Here is an 18,850-nt window from a genome sequence, read left to right on the forward strand (position 1 = left end):
GGACTGTACCGACACCCGAACCCGAGCCTCGACGGAGCGTGAATAGCCGCTCGCCCGTCGAGGCCGGGTTCGTCTTTTTTTGCCCGCCTCATTCTGGCCCTGGGGCGTAGCCTGCACGCGTCATGACCATCCGGCGCACACCGGGCGATTTCGTCGTCACGGAAGAGATGGATCCCGCGGCGCGCGCGTCGGTCCGGTCGCAGCGCCGGGCAGGCGACCGTGCGCTGTACCTGCTGCGCAAGGAATCGCTCACAACGCCCGAGGCGGTGGCGCGGCTGCGTGCGGCGGCGGGAAATGTCGGGGCGGTCTCGCACGCGGGGCTCAAGGACAAGCACGCGGTGACGAGCCAGGTCGTGTCGCTCGTGTGGCGCGCGCGCGACGAGCCGGCGCCGCTGCTCGAAGGGCCCGGGTGGAGCGCGGCGTTCGTCGGGTGGCTCGGACGCGATGTGCGTGCCGCGGATATCGCGGGCAACCGCTTCACCATCGTGGTGCGCGATCTGTCCGCGGCGGCGTCCGCGGAGATGGACCGGCGGGCGCACCTGCTCGTGGATGGCGATGCGCTCGCGATCGTGAACTACTTCGGTGCGCAGCGCTTCGGGTCGGCGCGGCATGGCGGGGGCTTCGCCGGGGCGGCGCTCGTGCGGGGTGATTTCGAGGGCGCGCTGCGCCTGCTCATCGGCACGCCCGCGCGGAAGGACAGCGGCGCGCGTCGAACGCTCACGCGCGCGCTCGCGTCGCGCTGGGGCGAATGGGCGGCGTTGGCGGCGGAACTGCCCCGCTCGCCCGAGCGACGGCCCGTCGAGGTGCTCGCGTCGGGGGGCACCTTCGCGCAGGCGTTCGAGGCGCTGCCGGCGATCGTGCGCGAGATGAGCGTGGACGCGTTCCAGTCGCACCTGTGGAACACGGCGGCGCGCACGCTCGCCCGCGCGAGCGCGGGGGACCGCGCCCTCGTGACGGCCGACGAGTTCGGCGAGATGGTGTTTGCGCCGGCCGATCGGCTGCGTGCGCTGGCGGGCGTGCACATGCCCATGCCCGCGCCGGGCGTGGAGGCGCGCGATGCGTGGGGCGGGGCGCTGACGCGCAGCGTGGCGGAGGCGGGGCTGACAATGAGCGAGCTGCGTATCCCGGGGATGCGGCGTCCGGCGTTCGGGGGCGTTGATCGCGCGCTCGTGGCCCGCGCGGCGGGGTTCGCGATGAGCGAGCCTACGCCCGACGACCTGACGCCCCGGAGGCTCAAGCGGACGCTGTCGTTCACGCTGCCGCGTGCGGCGTACGCGACGGTCGTGCTGCGGGCGCTGGGGCAGTGAGCGCCGCGTTGGGCGCTGATCGCGATCCTCGGGCACGGGCTGCCCGGCGGGCGGCGTTACTGCCGCGGCGCGAACGCCGGGGTGCGAGCGCCGGCCGATTCCCAGTACGGCGCCCACGCGAGCACGAGCGACCGCACCTGCACGCCGGCCTTCTTCGGGCGGATGGTCACGGTCTCGAGTGGCTCGGCGTCCGGCGAGAAGCGCGCGGCGGAGGCGTCGAGTTCGCCCGCGAGTTCCTGCTCGAGCGCGACGATCCGGGCCTGCACCGCCTCGACGGTTTCCTCGGCACGCTCGACATCGGCGCGCTCGCGCGCCGAGCGGCCCACGCCCCGCATCGCGCCGGCGGCGCGCCCGATGTTCGCCTGGCTCAGGGTCTTTCGCCCCAGGAGTGCGCCCAGGAGCACGCTGCCGAACGACACGGCGGCGCCCGCGCGGGCCTCGCGCGCCTGGTGCTGCTGCGCGTCGACCTGCTGGCGGGCGCGCCGGAGGCGATCCTGCAGCGTCGCGAGTTTCGGCGCGTACTTCGCGCGCAGTTTCTCGGCGAGCGCGTCGCGCCGCTCGCGCGCGGCGATCGTCACCCGAAGGCGGAACTCGCGCTCCGGTTCGTCGGGGCGCGAGAGCAGCCCCACCGGCGCCGCCCGCAGCAGGTCGAGGCGGCATGATCGGGCGGCGAAGTCGACGAATTCCTTCCGCCACGCGTCGTACGCGCGCGGCTTGGCGGCGTCGGCGGGCAGCGGATCGAACACGCCGCCCGCGATGGGATGGGCGTCGAGTTCGACGGGCGGCTGGGTGTACGGCGCGGCCTTGTCCCAGAGCACGGCGGCGGGCCCGGCGCCCAAGGGCACGAGGAACGCGTGCGCCCGTGCGGTGTCGACCTGGGCCTTGGCATCGGTGAACGAGACGGTGGCGCTCGCGAGCAGCATCGGCGTGTAGACCAGGCGCGCGCCGGGCGGGCCGTCGGCGCGCGCCGGCAGGAAGAACTGCGCGATGGCGGGGTCCAGCACGGGTCGTGGGGCGGGCGGCGCACTCGCGCCCGGCGACGCCGGGGTGGGCGCCACGGCGGGGTTCGTCGGCGTTGACGCCGGCGGCGGGGCGGGCGCGCCGGGGGTGACAGGGGTGGGTTCTGGGCGGGGAGCGCGGGCGTCGCGGAGTGCGCGGAGTTGCGAGCGCGTGAGCGGGCCGCGGAGGTAGGACATCGCCCAGCGCGTCTCGAAGACGACGGGGTGGTCCTCGTGGACGTTGTTCATGAGGAAGACGCGCGCGCCCAACTGGGAGAGCGTGCGGTCGACCGCGGCGCGGTCGAAGGCCCCGCCGCCCGCGCCGACGGCCCCCTCGAGCCCGTCGAGCACGCGGGCCTTGTCGCGCTCGGTCTGGAGGCGGCCGATGAACCATGTGCCGGCGTTGGAGAGCCCTTTGTAGTCGAGATCGACGGGGTTCTGGGTGGCGAGCACGACGCCGACGCCGTAGGCGCGGGCCTGCTTCATGAGGGTGAGGAGCGGGCGCTTGCTGGGGGGCTCGGCGACGGGCGGGACGTAGCCGGCGATCTCGTCCATGTAGAGGATGGCGCGCAGGCTGGTGGTGCCGCTCTGCGCGCGCGTCCACGAGAGGACGTGCGAGAGCAGGAGCGTGACGAAGAACATGCGTTCTGGGTCGGAGAGATGGGCGATGGAGAAGATCGCGACGCGGGGCTTGCCGCTGGGGGTCCAGAGGATCTTGGAGATGTCGAGCGGGTCGCCCTCCATCCACGAGGCGAACCCGGGAGAGGCGAGCAGGGCGTTGAGCGCCATCGCGAGCGCGAAGCGGTCGGCGCCCGGGTAGAAGGCCTCGAGCTCCATCACGCCCACGCGCGTCACCGGCGGGTGCTGGATGTGCCCGATGAGCGTCGGCAGGTCGAGCGAGCGCCCGTGCGCCCACGCGTGCTGGATGATCGTCGAGAGCAGGATGTGCTCGCGGCTGGTGATCGGGTCGGCGGTGATGCCCACGAGCGCGAGCAGGCTGGTGGCGGTGGCACCGATGCGTTCGCGCAGCAGTTCAGGCTCGACCTCGCCCTCGGGCGGATCGAGCGTGCGCAGCACCGAGACCGGGAGCCCGGCCGAGCTGCCGGGCGTGTAGACGGCGAACTCGGCGGCGGCGCGGAGACGGGCGATGCGGTCGGGCCCCTGTCCCCACGCCGCCAGCCCGGTGCGCCACAGGTCGGCCTGTGCCGCGGCGTAGGCATCGGGCGAGAGGCCCTTGCGGGCGGCGTCGTCCTCGTTGATCCAGGGGCGGAAGTCCTCGGGGCGAAGCTCGGGGAAGGCGAGCAGGAGGTTCGCGAGGTCGCCCTTGGGGTCGATGGCGATGACGGGCACGCCGTCGATGGCGGCTTCTTCGATGAGGTTGATGCACAGCCCGGTCTTGCCGCTGCCGGTCATGCCGACGACGACCGCGTGCGTCACGAGGTCTTTGGCGTCGTAGAGGACGAGATCGTCGGAACGACGTCGCGCCTCGAGGTCGAATGTGCGCCCCAGGTAGAACGTGCCGAGCTGTTCGAAGGACTGCATGCAGGCCTCGCGAGGAGTGGGGGCCGGGCGGGTGATGAGCCAGACGGTAGTGCGCGCGGGCGTGCGCGGGGTGTTGTGGCGGCGCGGCGTGCAAGTGTCATGGGTACAGTCCTTTGCGGGTCGTTCGGCGCGGATTTGTCGCCGAGGCCCGCAACCGGCGGCGTGGTCGCGGGTACACGGAAGACTGGTCGTCCGGGTACGGGGAGAACAACCAGGGGCTTGAGCGGCATGGTTGGTCGAACGGCGGGTGTCATCATGCTGCTGTTCGTGGCGGGCGCCGCGCTCGTCGCGTGCGTGGGGGCGCGGCGTGAGGCCCGCGCGGCGCGCGACGCGCCGGGGGTGCACGCGGGGGCCGTCGAGGTTCCGACGCTTTCGGACACCACGCCGCGCGACTACGCGGGGCTGCACAACGTCGTTGCGTACCACGAGGGGTACTACAGCGGGAGCGTGCCCGAGGGCGACGCGGGGTTCGAGTCGCTGCGCGCGATGGGCGTGCGCACGATCATCAGCGTGGACGGCGCCGAGCCGGAGGTGGAGCGCGCCCGCGCGAAGGGCCTGCGGTACATCCACCTGCCGATCGGGTACGACGGCTTCGAAGAAGACCGGAAGCGCGAGTTGGCCCGGGCGACGCGCGACGCCCTGCGCGAGGGGCCGGTGTACGTGCACTGCCACCACGGCAAGCACCGCAGCGCGGGGGCGGCGGGTGCGGCGGCGGTGTCGCTCGGCTGGGCCACGCCCGAGGAGATGGTCGCGCGGATGAGGGTCTCGGGCACGGCGCCGGAGTACAAGGGGCTGTACTTCTGCGTATCGAGCGCGGACGTGATACCCGAGGCGGAGATCGACCTGATCGATCCGAACTTCCCGGAAGTCTCCCCCCCGCCGAGCTTCGTGCGGGGCATGGTCGAGATCGACACGGTGTTCGAGCACCTGAAGGCGATCGAGAAGGCCGGGTGGCGGGCGCCGACGAACCACCCGGACCTGGTGCCGGCGGCGGAGGCCGGGCGGCTGGCGGATCTCTTCCGCGTGCTGGCGGCCGATCCCGAGTCGACGAAGCACGGGGCGGAGTTCGTGGCGTGGATGCAGGCCGATTCGCGGCGTGCGATGCGCGTCGAGGACATGCTGGCGAAGGTCACGGCGTCGCGCGCGGGCGGGCGCCCGGCGCCGGTCGGCGCGGAGGCGGGCGCGGCGATCTCGGCCGAGTTCAAGTTCATCGCGGCCTCGTGCCGCGACTGTCACCAGCGCTACCGCGACTGACCGGCGGGCGTCGCCCGGGTGGGCGCGGTGGCCGGCGTCGCGCGCGGGGACGTTCGGCGCGCGGCCGGGGTGATGAGCCACAGCGCGATGAGCACGGGCAGCGCGAGGCCGATCGCGGCGCTCCACAGGGCCATGCTGAGCGAGGCCCATGTCTGACCGGCCGCGGGAAGGTCGCTGCGCGTGGCGAAGTGCGCGCTGGCCTGGGCGTACATGAGCACGGCGTTGAGCACTTCGAGCGCGATCTTGGCGAGGCACCAGCGCAGCGCGGCCCGGGGTGCGCCGGGCGTGTGCTTCCACAGGCGACGCCCGAGCACGATCGCCCATGCCCCCAGCCCCAGCGCGCCGAGTTCGCAGATGGTGTCGAGTCCGCGGAGGTGTCGAAGGGACCCGGCGAGGTCGTCGCGCCCGCCGGGCGGAAGGTTCGGCTCGATCCACACGGCCAGCGGCACGTACGCGAGCGCGATCAGCGCGAAGAGCACGCCAGCAACGCCGAGAACGAACAGCAGCACGCCCACGAGCACCGGCCACGCCGGCTTGCGGGGTGCGGATGAGAGCGGCCCCGGTGTGGTGGGGGGCGTGAGGCCGGCGACGAAGCGCGGCGTCGGCGGTTCGGTACGCGGCGTCGCGGGTGATTCTGCGGGCGGGCCGGGGTGCGACTCGGGCCGCGATGCTGTGGGCGGGCCGGGGAGTGGGCCGGGGAGTGGTGGTTCGGACGTCACGCGACCGAGTCTACGGCGGTGCGGCGGGCGGGCGCAGCGCTGCGCTCGGCGAGCGACTACTGCCCCTGCGCCAGGCTGTACCCCTTCACGCCGTCGAAGGTCCGGAGGAGTTCGTACGAACAGACTGTGAAACTCTCGGCGATGCGGTCGAGGAGTGCGATGGCGCGGCTCTGGCCGAAGGTGCCGGGCGTGACGGTTTCCTTCAGTTCGAAGCGGACGCGGTAGTAATCGACGCACTCGGTGAAGACGCTGCCGGTGGGCCACACTTGTGTGCCGCGGTTGGAGATGAGCGTGAGTTTGAACGGCGTGTCGGTGCAGGCGCGTTGCATTTCTTCCGCGAGGCTCATGGGGGCGAGGGGCGAGTCCAGGTAGATGTCGCAGCCGACGACCTGCGTCACGACGTTCTTGAAGGTGCGGATGACCTGCTGGCCCGTGGGGCGCGCCGGGCGGACGAAGCACGTGTCGCTGACGTCGGGGACGGGCACGGCGGGGACGGTCTTGGGCGTGGCACCGAGGTTCTTCTTGATGGCGTTGGTGAACTCGCGCGTGCCGACGGCGGGGCGGGACTTGTCGCCGAAATCGCCGGTGCGCACGCCCGATTCGAGGGTGGCGAGCAGCGCGTTCTCGATGACCGCGGCCTCGCGCCCGAGGCACAAGTGCCGGAGCATCATGAGACCCGAGAGGATGATGCTGGTGGGGTTGGCGATGCCCTTGCCGGCGATGTCGGGCGCGGTGCCGTGGACCGCTTCGAAGATGGAGATGTGATGACCGATGTTGGCGCTGGGGGCGAAGCCCAGCCCGCCGACGAGCCCGGCGCACAGGTCGCTCACGATGTCGCCCTGCAGGTTCGGGAGCACGACCATCTGGTACTGCTGGGGCTTTACAACAAGGTTCATGCACAGCGCGTCGACGATGACATCGCCGGCCTGGATCTCGGGGAAGTCCTTCGACGCCTGGCGGAAGCGGTCGAGGAAGAGCCCGTCGGTCATCTTCATGATGTTCGCCTTGTGCCCGCAGTGGATCGTTGTAAGACCCATCTTGCGGGCGGTCTGGAAGGCGAAGCGCGAGACCTGATCGCAGCCGGGGGCCGAGATGAGGCGCTTGCACTGGATCATGTCGTTCGAGAGGCGGTGCTCGACCCCGCCGTAGGTATCTTCGATGTTCTCGCGGACGATGGCCATGTCGATGGCGAGGCCGGCCTTGGAGTAGACGGTCTCGACGCCCGGGAGAGACTTGAAGACGCGGAGGTTGGCGTAGGCGTTCCAGAGCTTGCGCGCGGTGACGTTGATGGACTTGCCCCCGCCGCCCTTGGGGGTTTCCATCGGGCCTTTGAAGAGGATGCCACAGTCTTCGACGGCGCGGACGGCGTCTTCGGTCATGCCGCGGGTGTTGCCCTTGGCGAAGACGCTCGCGCCCATCTCGACGGGTCGGAAGTCGATGAAGTTGAGCACGCCGGCCTCTTTGAAGAGGTCGAGGGTCGCGTCCACGATCTCGGGCCCGATGCCGTCTCCCGCCGCCAACGCCACGCTCACGCGAGTCGCCATTCGAGGTCATCTCCGGGTCTCCGCCGGTGGGGCGAGAGGGGTGGAAGCGTAGACGCGGCGCGCCCGAGGCCCGGTTTCGGCTACGATGGCCGCCCCGGAGGATCACCATGAGCAAGAAGGCGTCGAAGAAGAAGGCAGCAGCGAAGCGTCCGGCGGCGAAGGCCGCCCGTCCGTCGGCGAAGGCGGCGTCCCGCGGGTCCAAAGCGGCGGGCAAGGCGCGCGCGGGCAAGGCGGCGGGCGGGGCGCGGGGCGGATCAAAGCCCGGCGGTGCCCCCGGTGCGTCGGTGCTGGTGGATCGCGCGGCGGGGTTCTTCGACTTCGCGGTGGGCGTGACGACGAAGTACGCCGAGCCGTTCAACCAGAGCAACGCGACCGCGCAGCCGATGCCCACGTCGAACCACGCGCTGTGGAACCTGGGGCACCTGGCGATCAGCAACCTCTGGTTCGCGAGCCTGATCGACGGGCGTCCGGTCGGCACGACCGACGCGCACGAGCAGATGTTCGGCTCGAAGAGCAAGCCGGTGAACGATCCGAACGCCTACCCGCCGTACGCGGAGGTGAAGGGTCTGTACGACCAGGCGGCGCGGCGCCTGCGCGAGGCCGTCCGGGCGGAATCGCCCGCCGGGCTGCTCGCGCCGTGCGAGACCGACTCGCACGGGTTTTGCACCGACAAGCTGGACGCGGTGCTGAAGGCGGCGTGGCACGAGGGGTGGCACCTCGGGCAGATCGCCGAACTGCGCAAGGCCCTGGGCCTGGTGCCGGCAAAGGCCTAGGCCGGTTCAGTCCCACCACAGCCCGCCGGCGAGGTCGGCAAGCGACTGACGGCCGCCTTGGCGGTTCGCCGTGCCACGCCCCCACGTCGCGAGGTAGTTATTGGTGTTGGCGGATGCGGTGTCGACCAGGTCCTCGGCGTCGGGGCGACGCGTCCGGTCGTTCTCGTTGACGAACAGATTGTCGAACTGCGTCTTGCGTCCTGCCGGAAGCGACGAAAACGTGAACGCCAGGGTCTCCGGATCGGGGCGCGAGACGAGTTCGACGTGGTTGTCGTTGAAGGCCACGTTGCCGCTCCACCGCCCGCCCCGTTGCGCGGGAAAAAGCGTGCGCAGGCTTCCGGCCCCGCGCCGGCCGGCATCGGCCCGTGGCGCCAAGACCCACCCCGTGAGTTCCGTCTGGCCCTGCGGGTCGTACGCCGGACCTCGCCAGCCTACAACGGCCTCAGTGGCCTGGAACGTGTTGGACCACTTGCTTCGGCGTCCGCCCGCGTAGGCGGTAAAGGCGTAGGAGAGCCCGCCGGTTGCCTGTTCTGGGCGCTCGGGGCCGTCCTCGTCGAAGGGGTAGGCGCGGAACGAGGGATCCCACAGCGCCAGGCGCTTGTCCGGCGCGGCCGCGAGCGGCGGGGCGCTATACGCGTACCCGTCGTGGGGAACGATCGAGCGGTTCGGTTCGCAGGGGCTCACGAACAGATCAGGACCCACAAGGCCGGCGAAGATCAACACCGACGCGATGTTCCGGGGCAGGTCCTTGGTGACATCGGCGGGAAGCGTCGTGTTCTGGTGATCAATCGCGCCCGGCATGACGTACTGATCGTTGTTGTTCTGCGCCCAGAGGATCAACCCCTGGCCGATCCCCCGGACCTGTGTGGAATCCTTCAGCACGCGGTTGGAGGCCGCCGTGCGCTCGGCCCGCACGGACCCGAGCGCCCCGATCACCGGTACACAGAGCACCAGCGCGAGCAGCTCCGACAGGCTGAAGGCGCGGCGGGTGGGCGGATGACGATGGGCGGCATCGGTCATAGTGCACCCATGATGACGCTTTGGCGGCGGCTCCGCAACCCACGCCCCGGCAGTTGGTAGCATGTGGAGAACTCGGAGGGACCGACCATGAGCCATTCGACGCGCTGGGGTGTGGTGATCGTGCCGCTCATGCTGCTCCTCGTGTTCAGCCCGCCGGCGGCGCGTGCCCAGGCTGACGAGCGCGGCGACGTCGAGCTGGCGCTGCTGCGATACTCGCAGGCGTGCGTCGCATCCGACCTGCCTCAGATGTACCGGCTCGGCACCACCGAGTTGCGGCTCATGCTTCGCTTGTCGGTCGTGGGTCAGGGCGCGTCGATCGATCTCTCGAAGGCGGATGACATCGCGGGCTTCGAGGCGGCGACAAGGGACCTTGGCGTTGAATGGCTGGACGCAACCTCGCGGATGCCCATGAACCCGTTCACGCTCCAGTTCTCGCGCGTCGTGGATATCGACGTTCGCGCCGATCGAGCGATGTGCTACGTGCACGACCCCAAGGCGGGCCCCGTGGGCGACCGGCGCCAGCGACGGCGCAGCCAGCCTGAGCACGAGCTCAGGTCGATGGCCGGACTGCCCCGTCTGCTCGTCACCGCGCCGAGCGCGCCCGACGCGAGCGGCGGGCCGGACCTCCGCGCCGACGCGACGCATGTCGTGGTAATGCGGCGTGAAGACGGCGCGTGGCGGTTCTCGCTCGCGGTGCGAGCGGGTGTCTCGACCGCGACGGACCTCGGGCGTGCGAGCGCATCCGTCGAGGCGGACGACGCCACGGCGCGGCGCATCATGGACGCGCGGGCCGCGGGCCGGGAAGCCCCAGGTGCCGGGCGCGACGCGTCGGGGGCGGGTGTGCCCATCAGCCGGATCGTCTCGGCGTGCGTGAGCCGCGCCCGGACCGCCGGAGAGGGCGACGGCGCCGTCTCAATCTCGGGGCCGATGACCGAGGCGTTCCGCGCGTTCGTCGCGACGAAGATCGGCGCCGAACCCGTCCATGCGCACGTAGACATCACGCTGTGGAGCCCGCACGGGGGCGAGGTACACCTCCTCGAGCCCGATGAGCCCACCATCGGCGACATCGGCGGCCTGAAGGTGCGTGGCCTTTGGGCGCTGATGGTCGAGCACGCTGCGTCCACCCGCCCCTAGCGAACACCCGCCGCGCGGGTGAGGCGGTCGAGCACGGCCCGCCAGATCGCGCGGTCTTCGGGCGTGTCGCCCTCGGGCGGGCGCTCGATGGCGATGACGCCGGTGCGCGGAGTGTCGGCCATGCGCAGGGCCGTGTACATCGCGTGCGCGTAGTCCTCCGCGAACTCCGGCATGGGGATGACCTCGTGCGGCTGCGGGAGCGACAGGTCCGAGATCGCGAGCGCGACGACCAGCCCGTGCCCTTCGCGCACGAGGCGCTGGATGCCCGGGGCGTCGGTGAGCACGGCCCGGCGCGCGGGCGCGTAATGGCTCGCCAGCAGGCCCGGCGAGGCCAGCGGGGCGCCCGCATCGGCGGACCCGTCGGGGGCGGCGTCGGCCGGCGCTTCGTACGACACGCCCGCCCCGAGCGTGCCCGCGATCTGCTCGGCCCCCAGCACGCCCGGACGCAGCACGCGCGCTGGGCCTCCGACGAGCGAGAGCACCGTGGACTCGATGCCGACGCGGCATTCCCCGCCGTCGAGCACGAGAACTTCGTCGCCCGGGAACGCGTCGCGCACGTGCGAAGCGGCGGTGGGGGAGACCCTGCCGGAGAGGTTGGCGCTCGGGCCGACGAGCGGGCCCCCGAAGGCGCGGAGCAGCGCGAGGGTGAGCGGGTGGTCGGGGCAGCGGACGGCGATGGTGTCGCCCCCAGCGCTGACGATGGCGGGCACTTGCGGGGCGCGCTGGAGGACGATCGAGAGGGGGCCGGGCCAGAACGCCTCCGCCAGGCGCTCGGCCCCGGGTGGCCAGGCGCGGACGACCTCGCGCGCCATGGCGGGGCCGGAGACATGGACGATCAGCGGGTTGTTGGCGGGGCGGCCCTTGAGCTCGAAGACGCGGCGCACGGCGCGCTCGTTGAGGGCGTCGGCCCCCAGGCCGTAGACGGTCTCGGTGGGAAACGCGACGAGCCCGCCCGCGCGGAGGCGGTCGACGCACGCGTGGATGTCGGGAACGATCGTCACGCGGGGGATCCCTGTCGCGGCCGGGGGGTGAAGAGGCGCTGCAGACCGCAGAGGTTACTCCCGCAGCAGGCTCTGGCTCCAGTCCTCGAGGGCGTCTTCGGTGGTGGGGACGACCACGCGGATGTTGTTCCGTTCCAGGGCCGTGCCGATCGCCTGGAAGAGCTCCGCGATCGTCTGGTTGTACTCGATGAGGGCCTGGACCTCGTCGCGCTCGGCGGCGGCGAGGGACTCCTGACGGTTGAGTTCGAGGTCGAGGCGTTCGACGGTGAAGCCCTGGCGGAAGTCCTTCTCGACCTGGAGCACGCGGAGGACCTCGGCGGCGGCGAGGCGGCTCTGACGCGTCTGCGCGATCAGGGTGTAGTTGAGATTGACGCGGTTGAGGGCCGACTTGACCTCGACGGCCGCGGACTGCACCGAGTTTCGGTAGGCGAGCACGGTCTGCATGCGTTCCAGGCGGCGGCGCCTGTAGTCGGCCTCGGCGCGCCGGTTGCCGATCGCCTGCTCGAAGTTCAGCCCGGCGAGATAGTCGATGAAGTTGCCGCTGAAGAGATCGGCCGAGGTGCTGCCCAGGTCCTGGTCGAGCGCCGACCAGCGGGCCTGCAGGCGCATGGTGAGATCCGGAAGGCGGGCGTTGCGAGCCACGATCTGACGGATCGACGCGTCATCGATGGCGATCACCGCCTGCTGCACCTCCGGGCGGTTCGCGACGGCCTGGCGCAGGCTCTCGAGCAGGCTGAACTGCACCGGCTGGTCGATCGGACGATCCACCGGAAGCACGATGACCTCGGACCCCACGGGCACGTCGGGCGCGTTCATGAGCTGCTTCAGGCGGTCGCTCAGCACGCGCACCTGCGTGCGCGCCCGCTGCAGGTCCGCACGGCGCGCCTCCACGCGCGCCCGCGCGCTGGCGATCTGCGCCTGGTTCGCGTCCAGCGGCAGGCGCTGCTCGAGCTGGCGGCGAACCTCGATCCCCCGGTCCAGCAGGCGCTGCAAGATCAGCACGTCGTACATCGAGCGGACGAGGTCCCAGTACGTGCGCTCGGCTTCGGTCACGACGCGGATCAGGTCACGCCGCAGCGTCTGCACCGCGGTGCGTTCCGAGTTGCGCGCCACGCGGATCTCGGCGAGCGCCACCTCGCTGCCGGCGTTGCGCAGCAGGGGCTGGTCCCACTGGAGCAGGAACGCCTGCTGCACCGCCGGGTTCGGGCGGTTGACCTGCCCGGGCGTGTTGTTGTCGATGTACGAGTTGTCGAGCTGCGCGGTAAACCGCCCGCCCCCGACCAGCGGCCGGCGCAGCCCGGCGCCGCCCGAGAGCGTCTCGGCCGCGTTGCTCGTCACCGGGCTGGTCGATCCGCTGAACGCACTGGAGACCTGCGGCGAGTTCACGCTGTTCCAGGACGAACTCGCGAAGAAGGTCCAATCGAACGCGGCCTCGGCCGCCTGCACCTGCGCCTCGCTCACGCCCACGCCCAATCGTGCGAACTGGACGGCGATGTTGTGCTCCACCGTCGTGCGGACCACCGACTGCAGCGAGACACCGACCTCGTCGGAGGGCGCGCCGAGCAGGTCCTCGCCGAGCGAGAGCGAACTCCAGTCGTAGGACGCGGGCCCGGCCATGCGCTCCAACTCGGGCAGGAACTCGGCGCGGATGCCCAGTTCGCGGTCCGAGTCATCGCGCCGCACGACGCGCGGCGCGGGCGCGCGCCGGGCGGCACGCAGTTCGTGCTCGGTCGCGCTGATCGCACTCTCGCGCACGAGGCGTTCGCTCTCGCGCGCGAGGGGCGAGGTGCGACAGCCTCCAGCCGCCAGGCACAGGGCAAGCACGACAAGGCGTAAGCGTGGTCGTCTCATCGCGCGTCCGCAGTGGGAACAAGCCGGCGGGGCGGCGACATCGCCGTAACATCCTGCCCGGGCGTCGCTTCCGATTTTCGCCCGGGGTGGGCCCACCGGCAAGCGCCGACACACAACGTAGCGGGCTCGGGCCGGGCGGTCAAAGTCGCTTCCGTCCGCGTATCCTGTCGGGCCGCGGGGAGGCCACTCGGGCCGGACGGACCTTGCCCACGCCCCCTCGGGTTCGTCGCCGCTCCGGAAGGAACACATCCATGCTCGGCGTGTCTCGATTCATCCCGATCGTTGCGAGCGTTGCGATCTGCGCCGTCGCGTGTGCGCAGGTGCAGGACGTCACCCCGTACTACGCCGTCCCCGCGGGCGACAAGGTCCCGATCCACTGCAACGACAGCGACCGGTTCTACCGCGTGGGCGAGATCTCGCCCGGCATGCTGGTGGTGGTCGACGCCGAGAGCGAGCGCTGGTCGCGCGTGTCGTACCCGCCGGGCCTGAGCGCCTTCGTGCGCGCGGTCGAGGTGGGCGTGCAGGGCACGACGGCGACGCTGACGACGCCCAGCCGCCTGCGGGCGCACAACGCCGCCGCCGGCTACGACGGGTCGTACAAGACGCTGCTCGACAAGGAACTGCCCGCGGGCACGACGCTGACCATCGTCGAAGAGGTGAAGGACGCGTCCGGGTCGATCGCCGCCTACCGCGTGCAGGCGCCGGCGAGCGCGCGGGGCTTTGTGCCGTCGCGCCTCATGCGCCGGGCGACCGACGCCGAAGTCGCGACGTACCGCGCCAAGCCCGGTGTATCGCTCCCGTCATTGCCCGGCGCCCCGGCCGGGTCGACCCCCGCGGCCCAGCCCCCGTCGGGCCAGCCTGGTTCGGGCCAGCCTGGTTCGGGACAGCCTGGTTCGGGACAGCCACCCGCGGTTCCGCCCGCACCGGGCGCGACGCCGGAAACCGTCCCGTCCGACGCGCCGCCCGCCTCGGGCGAGCCGGCCGAGATCGTGCAGCGCCGCGACCCTGCGGCCCCAGAGCCGGTTGTTCCCGCCGACGCGTCCGAGCAGCCCGGCACCCCGGCGCCCGGCACCGCCGCGCCCACGACCCCGGCGCCCGCGGACGAACGCCCGGTCGGCACCATCGAGCGTCTCGACGCGTCGTTCAAGCGCGTGTGGGCGCAGCCGGTGCTGGAGGGTGAGTTCGACGAACTGATGGTGGAGATCGAACGCGCGATCGAGCAGGTCTCGCCGGACCGCGCCGGGCAGCGCCGGCAGTTGGAAGGCCGCCTGGAGGCCCTGCGCATCCGGCGTGACTACCGCGACCGGCTTCGCCAGCAGGAAGAGGCCCGGGCCCGCCTCGACGCCGCCAAGGTCCGCATCTCCGAGCAGCTCGCCGAGATCGCCCGCACGCGCTACTACACGATCGTCGGGCAGTTGCAGCCGAGCCTGGTCTACGACGGGCGCGACCTCCCGCAGATGTACCGAATCGTGTCCGTCGGCGCGACGGCGCCGCGCACGCTCGGCTACCTCCGCAAGAGCGCCGAGTTCAACCTCGACGCCATGCTCGGGCAGGTCGTCGGCGTCATCGGCGAGGCCCAGCTCGACCGCTCGCTGCAGCTCAACGTCATCACCCCGGTGACGGTCGACACGCTGCAGGCCGCGCCGAACCAGCCCGCCGCGCCCGGCACGCCCTGATCTCGCCCGCCCCGCCGCTACAGTCACCCGTGGTCTCGCGGATCGGCTCATCGACCTCGCCCCTGTTCGCGTGCAGCCTGGCGGCGGGCGAGGACGCGGGCGTCCTCGCGGCCCGGAGCGCCGAAGAGTGCGTGCACGCCCTCGCCGGCACGTGCGACCTCGCCCTCGTCTTCATCTCGCGCGACCTTGTGCCCCAGGCCGAGGCCATCACCGCCGGCGTGCGATCGCGCCTGCGCCCGGGCGTGCTGTTGGGCGTCACCGCGGCGGGGGTCATCGGGGGCGGCACGGAACTCGAAGAATCGTCCGGCGTGTCGATCCTCGCCGCACGCCTGCCCGGCGCCACGCTCACGCCCTTTCGCACCGACGACCTGATCGGCGACGACGAGCCCGACGCCGCCCGCGAGCGCATCGTCACCACCCTCGGCGCGGCCGACGACCTGCGGGGCGTGCTGCTCTTCGCCGACCCGTTCTCCGTGCCGCTCGTGCGATTGCTGCCCGCCATGACCGAGGCGCTCAAGGGGTGCGGGAACCCGCCGATCCTGGGCGGGCTCGCGTCGGCCGCGAACGACCCCGGCGGGAACGCGATGGCGATCGACGCCCGCGTCGAATCGCGGGGCGGCGTGGGCGTCGCCATCCGCGGGCCCGTCCGCATCGACGCCATGGTCTCGCAGGGATGCCGCCCGTTCGGCCCCACGTTCGTCGTCACCAAGGCGCGCCGGAACATCATCTTCGAGCTCGGCGGCAAGCCCGCGCTGCAGGTGGTGTCCGACGTCATCGGCGAACTCTCGGAAGATGAGCGGGCCGGCCTGAAGGCGGGCCTCTTCGTCGGGCGCGTCGTCAATGAGTTCAAGCAGCACTTCGGGCGGGGCGACTTCCTCATCCGCAACGTGCTGGGCGTGGATCAGAACCACGGGGCCGTCGCCCTCGCCGATCAGGTGCACGTCGGCCAGACCGTGCGCCTGCACATGCGCGACGCGCGCACGGCCCACGAGGACCTCGCGCTGCTGCTCGACGCGCAGAAACTCCACGCCCCGCCCGCGGGAGTCCTGCTCGTGACATGCACGGGGCGCGGGCGGCGTCTCTTCGAAACCCCGAACCACGACGCGGGTGCGATCGTCCGCGCCTTCCTGCCGCACCCGGGCGGAGAGAGCCGCGCACGCGTGGGGTTCGATATCAGCGCGCCCGAGCACGCCGGCCCGCCGCTCGCGGGTTTCTTCGCCGCCGGCGAGATCGGCCCAATCGACCAAGGCGCGTTCCTCCACGGGCACACCGCCTGTGCGGCGCTGTTCCGGGGTGTGTGACGCGTTTACGGCGTGGGATTCACGTACGAGTCGATGAAGATCTCGGCATCCGAAAGGTCCACCACACCATTCAGGTCAAGGTCCGCAGCAGCAACTTCTGCGGCAAATGCGTCCATGAACTGGTTGAAGTCGCCATCCGTAACGATGTCATCGTAGTTCACGTCGCTCATAATGGCTTCTTCCTCCACGGGCGGGGCCGCCTGGCGGTCGATCCAGCCTCGCGGCAGCATATCCGAGGCGGTGTTCGATTGCCCTTCGTCCACGAACCACCCTGTATTGGCAATTTGGCCGTCGTACCGTGCCGCGTCGTAGTTCGAGGTGATGACCTGCCAGCCAGCGCCGCGTAGTACGCTGAAGAGCGATGTCTCCGGCACGGCAACCTCCGCGTTCTTCGTCACATGGTACCACCACTGCATGAACGGGCGGTTCTGCCCAATATCAGCGCGTTGAGATGCCAACAGCCCACCGGAGCCGGTGAGGATTGTCGGCCACTGCGTGACCCCGTTGGCAGCCTGTGCCGCTCGAGCATCCGCGTACATCTGCGCCAGCGTCTGGCCTGTCGTCGATGCAAATCCGGCGGTCGTACTGGGGTTCACAATCTCAGAGTCGGAGGGAGCTGCCCACCCAGACGACCCCGGTACCTTCCACGCGTTCCAGATGTCCGGATTGCCCGCCGTGTTGCCGTAGGAGTACAGACGGCTGAGCATATAGACCGCGTTTGGCCCACCGTAGTGGGCAATCCACGCTTCCACGTCCATGTACACCCGATACGACACCTCGCGCGGGTCTGGGAGCGGCGGGTTCTGGTTGTACGGGTGGTTCGGGTTATCGCAGATCGCCTCGAACGCGGCCACGAAGTCCTCCGTCCATTCGTGCAACGGCCCTGTCGTCGTCGCGTTCGAGAGAAATGGGTGCCGATATGTGCGGTCGCTGACGTCTGAGCTATTCTGGCTCGGGAACTGCTGATCCGTCATTCCTGGCAAACGATCGATTTCGCAGAAGAATCTTGTGGCGTTGTGGGTGGCGTTGGGTCCGCTCGTCGTCTCGCTATACAAATTGTCATGCCCGAAGCCGCGGATCATGATGCAGACGGAATCGCTCGCGATGTTTCCGGCGGAAAGGTTGGCGTGGATCTTCTGGGCAAGCGCGTCCGCGGCCGCGGCGGGCGTGTAGTCTCCCTGCGAGATTTCGTTCACAATGATTCCGTTGATGGTCGTGAACTGCGAGGTCGCGGGGATTGAGACAGGCTGGTCCTGCCACATCCATGCTCGCGGAATGACCCGAGTCTGGGCGAGGACACACGTCGAGAACGCGATGAGTGCGAATACTGCGGCCATGATGCGCATCGCGAGAACTCCAATGATGAGACTCGGTTTACCACCGTCGATCGCCAGCCAGTGCGATGATTCGGACAGAATCTTGGGCTCTCGCGCAAGAACCTGCCGTGCCGGGCGTTAGGGGGCGATGCGACGTCGGTTGAGGCTGCTGAGGAGCAGTGGAAAGAGCAACGCGACGCTCGCCGGGCACGGAATCACGGCGACGTACCCCTCAAGCCCCCCGTTAGGGCGCTCAGTCCACCCCGCGAAGGTCATCCCATCGGCACTGATGGCGGAGCAGGTGGTCAGGGTGAGCCCGGCGGGGACCTGCACGCCGTGGAACGCGAGGTAGTCGGACAGCAGCTCCATACCCCACTCGGGCGTCCAGACCGCTGCGTACTGCGTTTGTCCGGGTGGGCCCGCGACGTATCCGCCGATGACATCGCCAGCGTCATTCACGCAGTTCGCAGCGCCGGTGAAGTACGGACCGGAAAGTTCAAGCTGCCTCAGTTGCCCGGCTTGCCACACAACCGGTAGGAATCCATCTCCCGACGCACCAACTACATATGCCCCGTCCGCGCTCACTCCGAGCGCGACGTTCGTGGTGCCTGGCAAACCTGGCAACTCCAGCATCCCCGTCCCTTGCGTCCAGGTGAAGGCCCGATAATCCGACCCGCCGCGGCTTGTGCCGACGATGGTGGACCCATCGCGGCTGATGGCGGCGGCCTCGCTGAACCCGTGGCCGGGTCGGGTGAACCCAAGCCCGACCATGCCAGTGGCGCTGGTCCAGCGGAAAGCCTGGCCGATGAACCCGCCGGTACCGAACTCGCCCCGCCCGACGATGATGGAGCCGTCGTGGTTGACCGCCTGGGCGTAAGTTGCCGGGTAGCCGAACGAGCCGAGGGTCTGGTACGTGCCCGGGCCGCTCCAGCGGAATGCCCGTCGCTGGTTGAGATCGCCCGCTGTCCCGACGACCGCGCGGCCGTCGCCCGAGAGCCCCGCCGTGATGGTGAGAGAGGGGAGCCCGGGTTCAAGCCCGAAGTCGTAGCGGCCGGTGTCGGCGGTCCAGACGTACCCCGGGGTGAAGTTGGCGCGAGAGCTCCACCCGGCCGCGATCGTGCCGTCGGCCGACAGGCCGTACGTCCGTCCGCCCTCTGTGCCCGGTGCCAGACCGGTGAGGTAGAAGGCCTGTCCGCAGGCCACGCCCGAGAACACGCCCGCGGCGGCCATGGCCACGACTACCGCCCGCACGCCGCCGCTGTACCTCTCTCGATTCATGCACTGAACATACCACGGGCCTCGGACAATGCCAGCCGCGTGGAACGATTGTGACCGTGCCACTGACTTCCGTTTGCGGAAGTCAGTGCGAATGCGCACGGAGCGAGCACTGACATCGCCGAGCCGATGTCAGTGG

At 70.7% G+C, this 18,850-nt stretch carries 14 protein-coding genes; 6 read left to right on the plus strand and 8 right to left on the minus strand.

What is annotated here, in order from left to right:
• Positions 1 to 122 precede the first annotated feature (122 nt).
• A complete protein-coding gene (gene truD, locus SFY69_12370) occupies positions 123 to 1,307 on the plus strand; it encodes a tRNA pseudouridine(13) synthase TruD (protein ID MDX2132836.1) in 1,185 nt (394 codons plus the stop codon).
• Positions 1,308 to 1,363: 56 nt separating this feature from the next.
• On the opposite strand, the gene SFY69_12375 is transcribed toward truD, so the two are convergent.
• Positions 1,364 to 3,847 carry a DUF87 domain-containing protein gene (locus SFY69_12375; GenBank protein ID MDX2132837.1) on the minus strand — a complete coding sequence of 828 codons (2,484 nt, stop codon included), beginning with the start codon at positions 3,845 to 3,847 and terminating at the stop codon, positions 1,364 to 1,366.
• 228 nt (positions 3,848 to 4,075) lie between these two features.
• Here SFY69_12375 and SFY69_12380 point away from each other — a divergent pair, with 228 nt between their 5' ends.
• The gene (locus SFY69_12380; protein ID MDX2132838.1) at positions 4,076 to 5,101 is read left to right on the plus strand and encodes a hypothetical protein; all 1,026 of its coding nucleotides are present in this window, start codon (positions 4,076 to 4,078) and stop codon (positions 5,099 to 5,101) included.
• Here SFY69_12380 and SFY69_12385 read toward each other — a convergent pair.
• Positions 5,089 to 5,610, minus strand: a complete 522-nt coding sequence (locus SFY69_12385; protein ID MDX2132839.1) for a hypothetical protein — start codon at positions 5,608 to 5,610, stop codon at positions 5,089 to 5,091. The two genes, SFY69_12380 and SFY69_12385, sit on opposite strands and share 13 nt — an antisense overlap.
• Positions 5,611 to 5,876: 266 nt before the next feature.
• Positions 5,877 to 7,364 carry an isocitrate/isopropylmalate family dehydrogenase gene (locus SFY69_12390; GenBank protein ID MDX2132840.1) on the minus strand — a complete coding sequence of 496 codons (1,488 nt, stop codon included), beginning with the start codon at positions 7,362 to 7,364 and terminating at the stop codon, positions 5,877 to 5,879.
• 107 nt (positions 7,365 to 7,471) lie between these two features.
• Between SFY69_12390 and SFY69_12395 the strand changes: the two genes are divergently transcribed.
• Positions 7,472 to 8,137, plus strand: coding sequence for a DinB family protein (locus SFY69_12395; GenBank protein ID MDX2132841.1), 666 nt, complete (start codon positions 7,472 to 7,474; stop codon positions 8,135 to 8,137).
• 6 nt (positions 8,138 to 8,143) lie between these two features.
• Here SFY69_12395 and SFY69_12400 read toward each other — a convergent pair whose 3' ends face one another.
• On the minus strand, positions 8,144 to 9,157 hold the full coding sequence (locus SFY69_12400) for a hypothetical protein (GenBank protein MDX2132842.1): 1,014 nt from the start codon (positions 9,155 to 9,157) through the stop codon (positions 8,144 to 8,146).
• A gap of 87 nt (positions 9,158 to 9,244) precedes the next feature.
• On the opposite strand from SFY69_12400, the gene SFY69_12405 reads away from it, so the two are divergent.
• The gene (locus SFY69_12405) at positions 9,245 to 10,291 is read left to right on the plus strand and encodes a hypothetical protein (GenBank protein ID MDX2132843.1); all 1,047 of its coding nucleotides are present in this window, start codon (positions 9,245 to 9,247) and stop codon (positions 10,289 to 10,291) included.
• On the opposite strand, the gene SFY69_12410 is transcribed toward SFY69_12405, so the two are convergent.
• Entirely contained in the window at positions 10,288 to 11,292 is a 1,005-nt protein-coding gene (locus SFY69_12410) for an L-threonylcarbamoyladenylate synthase (GenBank protein ID MDX2132844.1), read from the minus strand. The two genes, SFY69_12405 and SFY69_12410, sit on opposite strands and share 4 nt — an antisense overlap.
• Positions 11,293 to 11,346: 54 nt before the next feature.
• The gene (locus SFY69_12415) at positions 11,347 to 13,116 is read right to left on the minus strand and encodes a TolC family protein (GenBank protein ID MDX2132845.1); all 1,770 of its coding nucleotides are present in this window, start codon (positions 13,114 to 13,116) and stop codon (positions 11,347 to 11,349) included.
• Between the two features lie 278 nt (positions 13,117 to 13,394).
• Here SFY69_12415 and SFY69_12420 point away from each other — a divergent pair, with 278 nt between their 5' ends.
• Both SFY69_12420 and SFY69_12425 read left to right on the plus strand, forming a co-directional pair.
• Positions 13,395 to 14,819: a hypothetical protein gene (locus SFY69_12420; GenBank protein ID MDX2132846.1), complete on the plus strand. Its 1,425-nt coding sequence runs from the start codon at positions 13,395 to 13,397 to the stop codon at positions 14,817 to 14,819.
• 29 nt (positions 14,820 to 14,848) lie between these two features.
• The gene (locus tag SFY69_12425; protein MDX2132847.1) at positions 14,849 to 16,120 is read left to right on the plus strand and encodes an FIST N-terminal domain-containing protein; all 1,272 of its coding nucleotides are present in this window, start codon (positions 14,849 to 14,851) and stop codon (positions 16,118 to 16,120) included.
• Between the two features lie 5 nt (positions 16,121 to 16,125).
• Here the strand turns inward: SFY69_12425 and SFY69_12430 are convergent, their stop codons facing one another.
• Both SFY69_12430 and SFY69_12435 read right to left on the minus strand, forming a co-directional pair.
• Positions 16,126 to 17,466, minus strand: a complete 1,341-nt coding sequence (locus tag SFY69_12430; GenBank protein MDX2132848.1) for a hypothetical protein — start codon at positions 17,464 to 17,466, stop codon at positions 16,126 to 16,128.
• A 108-nt stretch (positions 17,467 to 17,574) separates the two neighbouring features.
• On the minus strand, positions 17,575 to 18,714 hold the full coding sequence (locus SFY69_12435; protein MDX2132849.1) for a hypothetical protein: 1,140 nt from the start codon (positions 18,712 to 18,714) through the stop codon (positions 17,575 to 17,577).
• Positions 18,715 to 18,850: the final 136 nt, after the last annotated feature.

The organism is Planctomycetota bacterium (assembly GCA_033763975.1).
Taxonomy (GTDB): domain Bacteria; phylum Planctomycetota; class Phycisphaerae; order Phycisphaerales; family UBA1924; genus RI-211.

What these genes read in the sequence shown, in the direction of transcription:
- truD (MDX2132836.1), top strand. Translation starts at nt 123, where the DNA reads ATGACCATCCGGCGCACACCGGGCGATTTCGTCGTCACGGAAGAGATG.
- SFY69_12375 (MDX2132837.1), bottom strand. Translation starts at nt 3,847, where the DNA reads ATGCAGTCCTTCGAACAGCTCGGCACGTTCTACCTGGGGCGCACATTC.
- SFY69_12380 (MDX2132838.1), top strand. Translation starts at nt 4,076, where the DNA reads ATGGTTGGTCGAACGGCGGGTGTCATCATGCTGCTGTTCGTGGCGGGC.
- SFY69_12390 (MDX2132840.1), bottom strand. Translation starts at nt 7,364, where the DNA reads ATGGCGACTCGCGTGAGCGTGGCGTTGGCGGCGGGAGACGGCATCGGG.
- SFY69_12395 (MDX2132841.1), top strand. Translation starts at nt 7,472, where the DNA reads ATGAGCAAGAAGGCGTCGAAGAAGAAGGCAGCAGCGAAGCGTCCGGCG.
- SFY69_12400 (MDX2132842.1), bottom strand. Translation starts at nt 9,157, where the DNA reads ATGACCGATGCCGCCCATCGTCATCCGCCCACCCGCCGCGCCTTCAGC.
- SFY69_12405 (MDX2132843.1), top strand. Translation starts at nt 9,245, where the DNA reads ATGAGCCATTCGACGCGCTGGGGTGTGGTGATCGTGCCGCTCATGCTG.
- SFY69_12420 (MDX2132846.1), top strand. Translation starts at nt 13,395, where the DNA reads ATGCTCGGCGTGTCTCGATTCATCCCGATCGTTGCGAGCGTTGCGATC.
- SFY69_12430 (MDX2132848.1), bottom strand. Translation starts at nt 17,466, where the DNA reads ATGCGCATCATGGCCGCAGTATTCGCACTCATCGCGTTCTCGACGTGT.
- SFY69_12435 (MDX2132849.1), bottom strand. Translation starts at nt 18,714, where the DNA reads ATGAATCGAGAGAGGTACAGCGGCGGCGTGCGGGCGGTAGTCGTGGCC.